General features: G+C 63.3%; 13 protein-coding genes. 5 read left to right on the top strand and 8 right to left on the bottom strand.

Features of this window, described 5'->3' with window-relative positions; translation table 11 throughout:
• Positions 1-7: 7 nt before the first annotated feature.
• The gene (locus ACF8O8_RS19520) at positions 8-925 is read left to right on the top strand and encodes a LysR substrate-binding domain-containing protein (protein WP_010951946.1); all 918 of its coding nucleotides are present in this window, start codon (positions 8-10) and stop codon (positions 923-925) included.
• Here ACF8O8_RS19520 and ACF8O8_RS19515 read toward each other — a convergent pair.
• Genes ACF8O8_RS19515 through ACF8O8_RS19505 form a run of 3 tightly spaced genes read right to left on the bottom strand, consistent with a single transcriptional unit; the run spans position 865 to position 2,735 of the window.
• Positions 865-1,440, bottom strand: coding sequence for a D-Ala-D-Ala carboxypeptidase family metallohydrolase (locus ACF8O8_RS19515; RefSeq protein ID WP_049586371.1), 576 nt, complete (start codon positions 1,438-1,440; stop codon positions 865-867). The two genes, ACF8O8_RS19520 and ACF8O8_RS19515, sit on opposite strands and share 61 nt — an antisense overlap.
• 57 nt (positions 1,441-1,497) lie before the next feature.
• Complete coding sequence (gene rimI / locus ACF8O8_RS19510; protein WP_010951945.1) at positions 1,498-1,953, bottom strand: ribosomal protein S18-alanine N-acetyltransferase; 456 nt, start codon at positions 1,951-1,953, stop codon at positions 1,498-1,500.
• Positions 1,950-2,735 (bottom strand): energy transducer TonB, encoded by a 786-nt coding sequence (locus ACF8O8_RS19505; protein WP_392510287.1) that lies wholly within the window; start codon positions 2,733-2,735, stop codon positions 1,950-1,952. The genes rimI and ACF8O8_RS19505 overlap by 4 nt, the downstream gene beginning before the upstream one ends.
• A 211-nt stretch (positions 2,736-2,946) precedes the next feature.
• Between ACF8O8_RS19505 and mksB the strand changes: the two genes are divergently transcribed.
• Genes mksB through mksF form a run of 3 tightly spaced genes read left to right on the top strand, consistent with a single transcriptional unit; the run spans position 2,947 to position 7,761 of the window.
• Positions 2,947-4,236, top strand: a complete 1,290-nt coding sequence (gene mksB / locus ACF8O8_RS19500) for an Mks condensin complex protein MksB (RefSeq protein WP_003247449.1) — start codon at positions 2,947-2,949, stop codon at positions 4,234-4,236.
• Complete coding sequence (gene mksE / locus ACF8O8_RS19495) at positions 4,226-4,933, top strand: Mks condensin complex protein MksE (protein ID WP_003247452.1); 708 nt, start codon at positions 4,226-4,228, stop codon at positions 4,931-4,933. Before mksB ends, mksE begins: the two co-directional genes overlap by 11 nt.
• Positions 4,930-7,761 (top strand): Mks condensin complex protein MksF, encoded by a 2,832-nt coding sequence (gene mksF / locus ACF8O8_RS19490; protein ID WP_392510286.1) that lies wholly within the window; start codon positions 4,930-4,932, stop codon positions 7,759-7,761. The genes mksE and mksF overlap by 4 nt, the downstream gene beginning before the upstream one ends.
• Positions 7,762-7,854: 93 nt before the next feature.
• On the opposite strand, the gene ACF8O8_RS19485 is transcribed toward mksF, so the two are convergent.
• From ACF8O8_RS19485 to rplU, 5 genes are all read right to left on the bottom strand, one after another.
• On the bottom strand, positions 7,855-8,316 hold the full coding sequence (locus ACF8O8_RS19485; RefSeq protein WP_010951941.1) for a CreA family protein: 462 nt from the start codon (positions 8,314-8,316) through the stop codon (positions 7,855-7,857).
• Entirely contained in the window at positions 8,313-9,431 is a 1,119-nt protein-coding gene (proB, locus tag ACF8O8_RS19480; protein WP_003247458.1) for a glutamate 5-kinase, read from the bottom strand. Before proB ends, ACF8O8_RS19485 begins: the two co-directional genes overlap by 4 nt.
• A gap of 85 nt (positions 9,432-9,516) precedes the next feature.
• Positions 9,517-10,743: an Obg family GTPase CgtA gene (cgtA, locus tag ACF8O8_RS19475; RefSeq protein WP_003247460.1), complete on the bottom strand. Its 1,227-nt coding sequence runs from the start codon at positions 10,741-10,743 to the stop codon at positions 9,517-9,519.
• Positions 10,744-10,931: 188 nt separating this feature from the next.
• A complete protein-coding gene (gene rpmA / locus ACF8O8_RS19470) occupies positions 10,932-11,189 on the bottom strand; it encodes a 50S ribosomal protein L27 (protein ID WP_003247464.1) in 258 nt (85 codons plus the stop codon).
• A gap of 38 nt (positions 11,190-11,227) precedes the next feature.
• Positions 11,228-11,542, bottom strand: coding sequence for a 50S ribosomal protein L21 (gene rplU / locus ACF8O8_RS19465; protein WP_003247466.1), 315 nt, complete (start codon positions 11,540-11,542; stop codon positions 11,228-11,230).
• A 244-nt stretch (positions 11,543-11,786) separates the two neighbouring features.
• Here rplU and ACF8O8_RS19460 point away from each other — a divergent pair, with 244 nt between their 5' ends.
• On the top strand, positions 11,787-12,755 hold the full coding sequence (locus ACF8O8_RS19460; RefSeq protein ID WP_010951940.1) for a polyprenyl synthetase family protein: 969 nt from the start codon (positions 11,787-11,789) through the stop codon (positions 12,753-12,755).
• The last annotated feature ends 135 nt before the right edge of the window (positions 12,756-12,890 follow it).

The following is a 12,890-nucleotide window of genomic DNA, read 5'->3' as shown; positions in this document are numbered from 1 at the left end:
GGATATCATGAAACTGCCGCCACTCAACGCCTTCCGCTACTTCGACATTGCCGCCCAGACCGAGAGCTTCGTGCGCGCCGCCGAGCACTTGCACGTCACTCACGGCGCGGTCAGCCGCCAAATACGCCTGCTGGAAGAAAGCCTTGGCGTGGAACTGTTCGAACGCCGCAACCGGGCCATTTTCCTCACCCCCGCCGGTCGTGCCCTGCAAGGCACCACCCAGGCGATCTTCGAACAGCTCGAAGGCGCCGTGCAGCGCCTGCAGCAACAAGCTCGCGACAATGTGCTGGTGCTGTCTTGCGAACCGACCATCGCCATGCGCTGGCTGATCCCGCGCCTGCCGCGCTTCCATGCCACCCACCCCGACCTTCAGTTGCACCTGGTAGCCGCAGGCGGCCCGCTGGACTTCGCGCGCAGCGGTGTCGACCTGGCAATTCGCCGCGACGACTTCCACTGGGACAACCAGCTGTACAGCCAGAAAATCTGCGATGAATGGATCGGCCCGGTGTGCCACCCCGCCGCCTGCGCCAGACTCGATGGCCAACGGCTGCTGCACAGCACCACACGTCCTGCTGCCTGGCCCACCTGGCTGCGCCTGAGCGGCCAACAGGCGCGGCACTGCGAACGCAGCGACTACGAACATTTCTACCTGTCGATTCAGGCCGCCAGCGCCGGACTGGGCCTGGCCATTGCCTCAGCCCTGATGGTGCGCGACGAACTCGACAGCGGGCAGCTGCAGGCGCCGTTCGGTTTTGTGCGCGATGGCTCGGCCTACCACCTGCTCAGCCCGCAGCCTCTGGCCGACAGCGGCAAGCGCCAGCGCTTCGCCGAGTGGATAATGGACGAATGCCGGAAGTGCCTGGCTCATTTGGGGTTGATACAGAACGACGCCCCCGCACCGCCATCACCACCCCAGGTGCGATAACCGGCGGTATCCAAATGGATACGGCCTGATGGGTAGCGGCCCAGCCCCATGTTCCAGGCTTGGCCGTGTTGCTGCCAGAAACGGCACAGCGGATTGGGGTCGGCCCAGGCCGGCAGCAGTATATCGACGGCGAAAGCGCGGGTATGCGCACTGTTGGCCGCCCCGCCCGCACAGGCATTCAGGCGCGGCTCACGGTAGGCCGAAACCACCTCGAACTGGCGCAGGATGCCTTGATCGTCGAGTGCCTTGATCAACGCGAGGGTCGAACGCACAGCGGCCCAATTGCCGGGGGGTGGTACGGCGAAAGGCGATGCGTGGCACAGTTTCCAGTCCGATGCCGAGCGCAGCAACTGGTGAATTGGCACTACACCGTAAAGCCGGGCATCTACCAGCATTTCACGGAAAGGGCGGGTTTGATGATCACCCGCCCACTGGGCGAACATCCACACGTCGCGCTCGTCAGCGTGAGTAGCGCTAGCGATACACAGGCTCGCTGCCAAAAGCAGTTGTCTCATTCTTTATCCGTCCCTGCCGAGAACAAAGCCTGCGCGCCCGGGTACGCCCCTGCAAAGTCAGTCTTCGAACAGGGTACAGGCCATCACCAGGGCGTCTTCACGGCCGCCGGCAATCGGATAATAGTCGCGGCGGCGGCCAATTTCGTTGAAACCATAACGCTCGTACAAACGATAGGCCGACTGGTTGCTGGCGCGCACTTCCAGAAAGCATTCGCGGCCATTGAGCTGATAGGCCCGGGCCATCAGGTGCTTGAGCAGGCGCAGGCCCAGGCCGCAGCCTTGGTTTTCCGGTTTTACGGTGATGTTGAGCAGGTGCGCTTCATCGATGATCACATTGATCACACCATGGCCCACTTGCTGCTGGCCATCGAACATCAGCCAGACTTCGTACGATTTGAGCGCATCCTGAAAGATTCCACGGGTCCAGGGGTGACTGAATGCGGCATATTCGATCTTAAGTACGGCATCCAGATCCGCCTCGGTCATCGGGCGGAAGCTGATCGAGTCACTCATTCAACGCTCTTCCAGCGCGCCATCAGCTGGCGCATGGCTTTCCAGACGTCCGCCTTGCGTTGCGGCTCGTCCATCAACAGTTCAAGGCCCGGCAATGCCCAGGCGTCGCCCAGGCTGTCGAGCGTCAGGGTTTGGTAATAGGCATCGGCGTCGGCATTGGCGGCAAAACGCAGTGCCGGCAGGCCGACCAGCCACAGACAGGTACACGGGGCGTCTTCCAGGCGCGCCTGAACGAAGCCCTGGACGAAATCGCGCGCAGCCTCCGGCCCCTGGTCCATGTTTCCGCGCACCAGCAGTGGCCAGCGCACCGGCTCGCCGATGATCTGCGGGGCGTCGGGCAGGCCGGCGGCGCGCAGCATGTCCTTGAGCAGCAGGTAAGAGGGGTCGCGGCTCTGGAACGGCTGACCAGTGGCCAGTTCCACCAGCAGCAGGCAACTGCCGGCGCGCAACAACTGCAGCGAGAAGCGCGGTGGCGGCACCGGTGCCGGGCGCGGAGCAGCGGGCTGCTCTTGTGCCTCGACAGGCTTGACGGCGGGTTTAGGCACACTGCCCGGGCGCGGGATCTCGATTTTCGGCCGCTCGCCGGAGCGAGCCTGGGGGGTGACGGGCGTTTCGTTGGCGGCCGATGCCGGCCTGACCTCGAAATCGATGTCCTCGACCGGCGCAACCGGCAGCAGCAGCTCGGGCCGCGACGGTGCGGCGAACGGCAGCTCGGCGCGCGGCAGCCAGTGCACCACTTGCATGGCGGAAAGGTAGGCGCGGCGACGGGGTTCGGTCAGCAAGGGGCGGATATCCGAGGGGGTGAAGGCAATTGGGCATTCTAACGTGTACGCCGTGGTTTTTGCAGCGCCTATCAGACCGAGCGCCGTCACATGAACAACGCCTTACACCTGCACATCCCATGGTTATTTCTCATTACAGACCAAGGGGTAAAAACCACCCCCGCGAATGCAGTACAATCGCCCCCTTTTTCTTGGCAACGAGTCGAAGCCAATGATCGAACCCAAGCGCGTCCTGCGCGCCCTAGCCGAACACTGGGCCCTGATCGAGCCGCTGTGCGAGCGTTTCGACCAGGGCACCCTGAGCCTGGTCGAACTGCGCCAGCATGTGGCCCGCCAGCAGCTCGAAAGCACCCCGCAGGACATCACCCAGCTACTCGACGTGTGGATCCGCCTGGATATCCTGGTCCCGGTGGCCAAGAGCCCGAACCGTTTCGAGCTCAACGCGCAGATCCACGACTTCCTCGCCTACCTGCGCCGCGAACACCGGCTGGGCCTGTGCCTGGAGATCGAAGCCTACTTGCGCCACCTGGAGCGCCTGGCCGGGCACATCCAGGATGCCTTCGACAACCGCGACAGCGACGACCTGGCACGCCAGTTGCGCCTGCTCGACATGCGCGTGCGCGATGTGCTGAAAAAGCTCGACAACGACGAGCAGGCACTGGTGGCCGTGGCCGAACGGGCCAAGACCAGCAACCGCCAGATTCCGCTGCGTCAGCGTTATGCCGAAGTGCTGGCCACCTGGGACGAATACGTCGAGCCGATGATCCAGCTGGTCAACGCCGACGGCGCCTTCGAACAGGGTGTACGCAAGGTCGAGACCGTGCTGCTGAAACTGCTGGGCGAACAGGCGCGCCTGGGCCACCTGGTCGACGACGACATGCTGCTGCGCACCCACGCGCGCATCCTGGAAATGCAGACCAGCGCCCAGTTGACCCTGCGCCACGCCCGCGAACTGCTGCTGCCGCTGCGCGAAGAAGCCCGCCGGCACAACGCCGTGACCCGCGGCGCCGCACTGGCCCTGTCGGTGATCCGGCGCAAAGGCATCGATGCCGTGCCGCAGGCGGCCATGCCGATGTTCACCCGCCCGCAAAGCACCTTCCTTGGCAGTGCCAGCCAGGTCGAGGCCTACGTTTACGCACTGGCTCGCTTCGAGCCCAAACCGGCGCGTTTCCCCAAAGCCCACAAGACCCAGTCCGGCGCCCTGCCCCGTGCCCCGCGCACGGTCAAGGAAATGGCCGAACGCTGCGAACAGGCCCTGCCACTGCCCGACTTGATGGTCTGGCTGCTGGAGCAGGAGCCCGAAGGCGCCACCGACGAGCTGCTGTACTGGTTCTCGCGCCTGTCGCGGGAAAAGCGCTTCAAGCGCGAACGCCTCGACCGCCGCGAATACACCACCCAGGAACATTTGGTCAGCCTGCATTCGTTCGCCCTGACCTCCAGCCGCGAAGACGCCCCAAGCGCGCCTACCGAACCCAACGCGAGCCCAGCCCATGCATCTTGATCTTTCCGAACTGTCCCAGCTCGCGCCGATCTTCCGCGAGCTGTTCAAAGGCTTCCACGTCAGCCGGCGCGACCCTGAGCTGTACGCCCAGCTGTCGAACTTCCAGGACCAGTACCGCACCCTGTTCAAGGCCCTGGGCTTCGAACTGGTGTGCGATACCCGTGGCTTCTATTACTTCGTGCCCGACATGACCGCCGCGCAGGTCAACAAGACCGCGCAACGCCTGTCGCTGTTCACCTTCATCCTGGTCGAGCACCTTGCTGACCAGGGCCGCGACCCGATGGCCGTGCTCGATGGCGGCAGCATCGGCCGCGACGAACTGCCCTCGCTGCTGGACAAGTACCGCGACCTGTTCCTGCAGGCCGAAGTGCAGACCGTGGACGAGCTGGAAGAAAAAATCCTGCGGCGCATGACCCAACTCGGCTTCGCCCATGAGGAAGGCGGCATCTACCGCTTCCTGCCGCCCATGCATCGCTTCCTCGATGTGTGCCTTTCGGTGCAGCAGGACCGCGACCTGGCCGCCACCCTGCACAGCGCCCTGCCGCTGCCGACCCCGGTACTGGTCGAGGAAGAAAGCGCCGAAGAACTCAACCGTACCGACGACCCGCTCGACCTCACGCCTTTCCAGGGCGAGGAAAGCGAAGAGGACGCCCTGGCCCGGGCCATCCGCGAAGAGCAACAGGAGATTGACGCATGAGCCAGGAACGCTACGGCATCCGCCGCTTCGCATTGCTCAACACCGCCGGCTACAGCCTTGGCCTGTTCCCGCTGGAGCACCCGCTGTCGGTATACGGCGCCAACAACCTGGGTAAATCGGCTTCGATCAATGCCCTGCAGTTCCCGATCCTGGCACGTATGTCGGACATGAGTTTCGGCAAGTACAGCCTTGAGCAATCGCGCCGCTTCTACTTCGCCAGCGACACGTCGTACATTCTTTGCGAACTGAGCCTGCCCCACGGCACGCACGTGATTGGTGTGGTCGGGCGCGGCCCGGGTGGCGGTTTCGGCCACCAGTTCTTCGCCTACAAGGGCGAACTGGACCTGGCCCACTACCAGAAGAACGACACCTGCCTGCGTCAGAAAGAGCTGTTCACCAACCTTGAACGCCTGGGGATCAAGGCTTACGAACTGAAGCCGGACGAACTGCGCCGGCTGCTGGTGGGCGGACACACTTCGGTGCCGCTGGACCTGACCATGATCCCGCTGCGCTCCACCAGCGAGCAAAGCCTGAAAACCTTCCGCGCGCTGTTCATCAACCTGCTGCACATGCGTGAGATCACCGCCGCCAAGCTCAAGCAGCTGTTCCTCGACGCCTTCGAGCACAGCCTGCGCTCGGGCAGCGTCGACTACATCGCCGCGTGCGAGGAAGCCTTCCGCGACGTACGCCGCATGGAGCAGGACTACAACGCCCTGGTGGCTGCCGGCCCGTTGGTCGAGGCCCTGGCCGGTGGCGTGGCCCAGCGCGACATCCTGCGTGGCAAGCTGCACCGCATTTCGCCTGTGCTCGACACCCTGCTGGGCACCTGGCAGGAATACGCCATGGCGCGCAAGGAAGAGCTGGTCATCCAGTCCGAGCACTACCGTGGCGAGCAGGACCGCCTGCAGAACGACCAGCGTGGCGGCACCCAGGAGCTGATGCGCCTGGAGCGTGAAATTACCGGTATCCAGCGCTGGCTAGGCGAGCTGTCGGTGCTCAAGCACCGCTTTGCGCTGGTCGATGACGTCAAGGTACTGGAGCAGCAACTGCTGGCGGCCAAAGACGCCCACGACGAGCTGGCCGGCGCGCTGGCCCAGTCACGGCAGTTCAGTGCCGAAGACCTCGACGAGCGCGTACGCGACCTGGAAAAACGCCTGAAGCAGGTCAAGCAGCAGCTGGATCACGCTGACAACAACAGCTATGCCCGCCTGCGCGAAGAGTTCTCGCAGCAGGACGTCGACCGCCTGATGCGCCTGTTCAACGGCGCGCTGTTCAGCCTGCCGCTGGGCGACCGCGGCATCGAGCTGGACGACAGCGACCTGTGGGTAAAATCGCTGGAAGCGGTGCTGGACGGCTTCAAGGGCGAGCGCTTCGAGGCCCCAGGCCTGGCCATCGACCTGACCCACATCGACCCACCGGCCCTGCAGGCCCTGGCCGACCGCGCCGCCCTGCGCGACCAGAAAGAGCGCCTGGAAAAAGAACTCAAGCAGCTCAAGACCCAGCAGGCCGTGGCCGCCGACCGCTCCGCGTCCAAAGCGCAGACCGAAACCCTGTACCAGGAAGTGCTGGACGCGCAGAAGGCGCTGGAAGACTTCCGCCGTAGCCAAACCCTCGCCGCCGAAGAGCCCGAGAAGCTGGAACAGCTCTCGCAGCTGGAAGCGGCCCAGGACGAACTCAAGCGCTCCAGCGACGCCTTCACCGAGCGCGTCCAGCAGCTGTCAGCCAAGTTGCAACTGGTCGGCCGCCAACTCGGCGACCTCGAGTCCAAGCAGCGCACCCTGGAAGACGCCCTGCGCCGTCGCCAGCTGTTGCCGGCCGACCTGCCCTACGGCACGCCATACATGGAAGCCATCGACGACTCGATGGACAACCTGCTGCCGCTGCTCAATGACTACCAGGACAGCTGGCAAAGCCTTCAGCGGGTGGACAACCAGATCGAGGCGCTGTACGCCCAGGTGCGCCTCAAAGGCGTGGCCAAGTTCGACAGCGAAGACGACATGGAACGCCGCCTGCAACTGCTGGTGAACGCCTACGCGCACCGTACCGACGAAGCCCTGACCTTGGCCAAGGCACGCCGCGCTGCGGTCACCGACATCGCCCGAACCCTGCGCAACATCCGCAGCGACTACGACAGCCTTGAGCACCAGCTGGCCCTGTTCAACCGCGAGATCAACAAGCGTCAGGTGTCCAACCTGGAAAGCTTCCGCGTGGTACTGGCGCCGAACAAGGAAGCGCTCAAGCACATCGACCAGATTATCCACAGTGCCGGCCAGTACGAAGAAGGCGAAACCCTGTCGGTCTTCGACCTGACCCAGAGTGCCGATCAGGACAACAAGAACGAAGAGGCCAAGGAGTACCTGGCACGGCTGGTGGCGGCCAACCACAACCAGCTGGGCCTGAAGGACCTGTTCGAGCTGGCGTTCGAGATCACCAAGGTCAATGGCCAGCCGATCATCCACGCCGACATCGACGGTGCGGCGTCCAACGGCACCACCATGACCATCAAGGCGCTGACCAACATGTACCTGTTGCTGCACCTGATGGACCGTGACCTGGCCGGGCGCATTCGCCTGCCGTACTACCTGGACGAAGCGGCAGACATCGACGAACGCAACCAGGCGGCACTGCTGGAGACCAGCCAGCAACTGGGCTTCGTACCGATCCTGGCGAGTGTGAAACCACAGGTCTCGGCGCACGTTGCGATCGACCTGGAAGGTGGCAGCGGGCCGAACGGCATCTACATCGACGAGGCGGACTGGAAGTTCATCAGCCGGCTGGATGAAGTGAAAGCGGTTGTGCGTGAGGATCAGGCCGAGGAACTGGCCTGAGATAGCCGGGGCCGCGTTGCGGCCCTTTCGCGGGTGAACCCGCTCCTACGACGGCCTGCGCCCAACCACCGATGCGTATGCAGGAGCGGGCTATCAATGAGCCCAAGGCAGGATCGGAATGGCAGTCACCGCATTCTGCGGGCTGCCTTCGATCATGCGGTCGCTGTACACCAGGTACACCAGCGTGTTGCGCTTCTTGTCGAGAAAACGCACCACCTGCATGGTCTTGAACACCAGCGAGGTGCGTTCTTTGAACACTTCCTCGCCATCCTTGAGCTCACCCTTGAAGTTGATCGGCCCGACCTGACGACAGGCAATCGATGCCTCCGCCCGGTCCTCGGCCAGCCCCAAGCCCCCTTTCACTCCGCCAGTCTTGGCACGTGACAGGTAGCACGTCACGCCCTCGACCTTAGGGTCATCGAACGCCTCGACCACAATGCGGTCGTTCGGCCCGACGAACTTGAACACGGTGGACACCTGGCCGACCTCTTCGGCGCCAGCCAACATCGGCAGCACGCACGCTGCCACAGCGATTACGTTCTTCAGCAGGCTCATACCAGCACCAGGTTGTCGCGGTGTACAAGTTCCGGCTCGGCGCTATAGCCAAGGATCGACTCGATGGCTTCGGACGACTGACCAATGATCTTCTGCGCCTCCAGGGCGCTGTAGTTGGCCAGGCCGCGAGCCACTTCAACACCGTCCGGGCCGACGCACACCACCATCTCGCCACGACGGAAGCTGCCCTGCACAGTCTTCACGCCAACCGGCAGCAAGCTCTTGTTGGCCTGACGCAGCGCTTGCACGGCACCGGCATCCAGCACCAGGGTGCCACGGGTTTGCAGGTGACCGGCCAGCCACTGCTTGCGCGCCGCGAGCATGCCGCGCTCAGGGGACAGCAAGGTGCCCAGGCGCTCGCCCGCCTTCAGGCGGTCCAGCACGCGCTCGATGCGGCCACCGATAATGATGGTGTGGGCGCCGGAACGGGCAGCCAGGCGCGCCGCACGCAGCTTGGTCTGCATGCCGCCACGGCCCAGGGCACCACCGGTACCACCGGCCACGGCATCCAGTGAGGGGTCGTCGGCGCGGGCTTCGTAGATCAACTGCGCTTCGGGGTTGTTGCGCGGGTCGGCATCGAACATACCATCGCGGTCGGTGAGGATCACCAGCAGGTCGGCCTCGACCAGGTTGGCCACCAGCGCCGCCAGGGTGTCGTTGTCGCCGAAGCGGATCTCGTCGGTGACCACGGTGTCGTTTTCGTTGATCACCGGCACCACGCCCAGATCGACCAAGGTGCGCAGGGTGCTGCGGGCATTCAGGTAACGCTTGCGGTCGGACAGGTCGTCATGGGTCAGCAGGATCTGCGCGGTGTGCTTCCCGTGCTCCCCGAAGCTCGACTCCCAGGCCTGCACCAGACGCATCTGGCCGAGCGAGGCAGCCGCCTGCAGCTCGTTCATCGCACTCGGTCGCTTGGTCCAGCCCAGCTGGCTCATGCCGGCAGCCACGGCCCCGGAGGAGACCAGTACCAACTCCACGCCCGCCTCACGCAGCGCGACCATCTGCTCGACCCAAACGGCCATTGCACCGCGGTCGAGGCCCTTGCCATCGGCGGTCAGCAGAGCACTGCCAATCTTAACGACCCAGCGCTTGGCGCCCGTCACCTTGCTTCGCATCTTCTTCCAACCTATGTCGAATCTGTAGATACCGTGGATACAAAAACGCCGCTCCAGAGAGCGGCGTTTAGTGTACTGCAACCGATCAGTCGCGCACGTAAATGATTTCCGGACCGTCTTCGTCGTCCTCGAAATCATCGTCCCAACCATCGTCGTCGCCGATGTCATGCACGCTCTTGACGCCGGTACGACGCAGGGTACGGGCGTCGTCCAGGGCCTGCAGCTGGGCACGGGCTTCGTCTTCGATGCGCTGGTCAAGGTCGGCCAGCTCTTCGGCGTAGGCCGGGTCGTTGGCCAGGCGGTCGGCGCGGTCTTCGAGGTAGCGCATCAGGTCGTGGCTGAGCTTGTCGGTGCCCTGCTTGGAAATAGCCGAGATCACGTAGACCGGGCCTTCCCACTCCAGACGGTCGATCACTTCCTGCACACGCTCGTCGCGCTCGTCGTCCATGACCATATCGGCCTTGTTCAGCACCAGCCAGCGCTCACGCTCGGCCAGCGACGGGCTGAAGCGGGTCAGCTCGTTGACGATGACTTCGGCGGCATCGGCCGGGCTGCTTTCGTCCAGCGGCGCAATGTCCACCAGGTGCAGCAGCACGCGAGTACGCGCCAGGTGCTTGAGGAAGCGGATACCCAGGCCGGCACCTTCGGAAGCGCCTTCGATCAGGCCTGGGATGTCGGCGATGACGAAGCTCTTCCAGCGGTCGACGCTGACCACGCCCAGGTTTGGCACCAGGGTAGTGAACGGGTAGTCGGCAACTTTCGGCTTGGCGGCCGAGACCGAACGGATGAAGGTACTCTTGCCAGCGTTCGGCAAGCCCAGCAGGCCGACGTCGGCCAACACCTTCATTTCCATCTTCAGGTCACGCTGCTCACCCGGTTTGCCTGGGGTGGTCTGGCGCGGCGCACGGTTGGTGCTCGACTTGAAACGGGTGTTGCCAAGCCCGTGCCAGCCACCTTGCGCGACCATCAGCTTCTGGCCGGGGGTGACCAGGTCACCGATCACTTCCTGCGTGGAAGCATCGATCACGGTGGTGCCGACCGGCACGCGCAGGAACAGGTCTTCACCCTTCTTGCCGGTGCAGTCGGTGCTACCGCCGTTGGAGCCACGCTGGGCTTCATGGTGACGGGTGTAGCGGTAGTCGACCAGGGTGTTCAGGTTTTCGTCGGCAATCATGTACACCGAGCCGCCGTCACCACCGTCACCGCCGTTAGGGCCGCCGTTCTCGATGAACTTCTCGCGACGGAAGCTCATGCAACCGTTGCCACCGTCACCGGCCTTGACCCGAATGGATACTTCGTCAACAAACTTCATTAAAACCGCCTCTCGTCGGCAGACGAGCTGAATGACTCAAAAACATGAGGCTCTTGCAAAAATGAGCGCGGCGGCCCCGTACGACCGTAGAAACCAACGCCGGCAACCCAGACAAACAGCTTTGCAAGAGGCTCACCACAAACGAAAAAGCCCCGTCGCATGACGGGGCTTCTGGAGCGACGTCGCGATTAAGCGGCGACGATGCTCACGTAACGGCGCATGAACTCGCCTTTCTTCTCGAACTTGATCACGCCTTCGATCTTGGCGAACAAGGTGTGGTCCTTGCCCATGCCAACGCCGTAGCCAGCGTGGAATTCGGTACCGCGCTGACGGACGATGATGTTGCCTGGCTTGATAACCTGGCCGCCATACATCTTCACGCCAAGGCGTTTCGATTCTGAGTCGCGACCGTTACGAGTACTACCACCAGCCTTCTTGTGAGCCATGGTTCAATTCTCCAAATAAATTCAGGGGATCTAGGGGATTAAGCCTGGATGCCGGTGATTTTGATCTCGGTGAACCACTGGCGGTGGCCCATACGCTTCATGTGGTGCTTACGACGACGGAACTTGATGATGCGAACCTTGTCGTGGCGGCCTTGCGAAACGACTTCGGCCACTACTTTAGCGCCAGCAACAACTGGAGCACCGATGGTGACTTCTTCACCGTTGGCGACCAGCAGAACGCGATCGAAGGTCACGGATTCGCCAGTGGCGACTTCCAGTTTTTCGATCTTGAGGAATTCACCTTCAGCGACTTTGTACTGCTTGCCGCCGGTAACGATTACTGCGTAAGACATGGTATTTCTCCGATAATCCTGCTCACCCAGCGCTTTATATGATGAGTATTGGCTGGCATGGCTGCACAGGGCTGGAACGGCCCGGCGCAATTGCGTAAGGCAGGTGCTGCCCAGGAAGTTAGGGTGCGCGATTGTACGCAACCGCGGTTTTGCTTGCAAGTGCCGCCCCCGGCCTGCGGGCACCGCGCCTTGACACACCGGGACCCGCGACCTAGCATGCCGCGCAACCTCACTGGAGCAGCCGATGCAACCCCAAACCTTCTACCGCGCGGTGGCTGATGATTTCAGCGCCGTCGACGAGATCATCAAGAAGCAGCTGACCTCGCGCGTGCCGCTGGTATCGAAGATCGGCGACTATATCACGTCCGCCGGTGGCAAGCGCCTGCGTCCCCTGCTGGTACTGCTGTGTGGCAAGGCCCTGGGCCGCGAAGGCGACGACCTGCGCCTGCTGGCCGCCACCATCGAATTCCTGCACACCGCCACCCTGCTGCACGACGACGTGGTCGACATGTCCGGCATGCGCCGTGGCCGCTCTACCGCCAATGCCCTGTGGGGCAACGCGCCGAGCGTACTGGTGGGCGACTTCCTTTATTCGCGCTCGTTCGAAATGATGGTCGAGCTGGGCTCGATGCCGGTCATGCAGATCCTGTCCAAGGCCACCCGGGTGATTGCCGAAGGTGAAGTGCTGCAACTGTCGCGCGTACGCGACGCCAGCACCACCGAGGAAGTCTACATGGAGGTCATTCGCGGCAAGACGGCGATGCTGTTCGAAGCTTCTACCCACAGTGCTGCGGCGCTGGCCCAGGCCACCGACGAGCAGCGCGAAGCCCTGCGTACCTTTGGCGACCATCTGGGCGTGGCCTTCCAGCTGGTCGACGACCTGCTGGACTACAAGGGTGACTCGCAGACCCTGGGCAAGAACGTCGGTGACGACCTGGCCGAGGGCAAACCTACCCTGCCGCTGATCTACACCATGCGCGAAGGCACTGCCGAGCAGGCGGCGCTGGTACGCCAGGCGATCCAGAAGGGTGGCCTGGAAGATCTGGAACAGATTCGCGTTGCGGTCGAAGAATCGGGCGCACTGAAATACACCGCCGAGCTGGCGCGCGATTACGTGAAACGCGCCATCGCCTGCCTCGAAGTGCTGCCTGCCAGTGAATACCGGGATGCGCTGGTTGAACTGAGCGAGTTTGCGGTCGCGCGTACGCACTGACAGACCGAGTCGTCTTCATTCGCGGGCAAGCCCGCTCCTGCACCATTTGTGGGGAGCGCGCTTGCCCGTGGTGCTTTTTGTCCGGACATAATCACTTCCGGAAAAATACCTTTTACAATGTGGGCTTTTAACCGC

The organism is Pseudomonas sp. TYF_14 (genome assembly GCF_043105275.1).
In the GTDB taxonomy this organism is placed as follows: domain Bacteria; phylum Pseudomonadota; class Gammaproteobacteria; order Pseudomonadales; family Pseudomonadaceae; genus Aquipseudomonas; species Aquipseudomonas alloputida.
The sequence above is the reverse complement of the archived record's forward strand: the minus strand, read 5'-3'. Positions and strand labels throughout refer to the sequence as shown.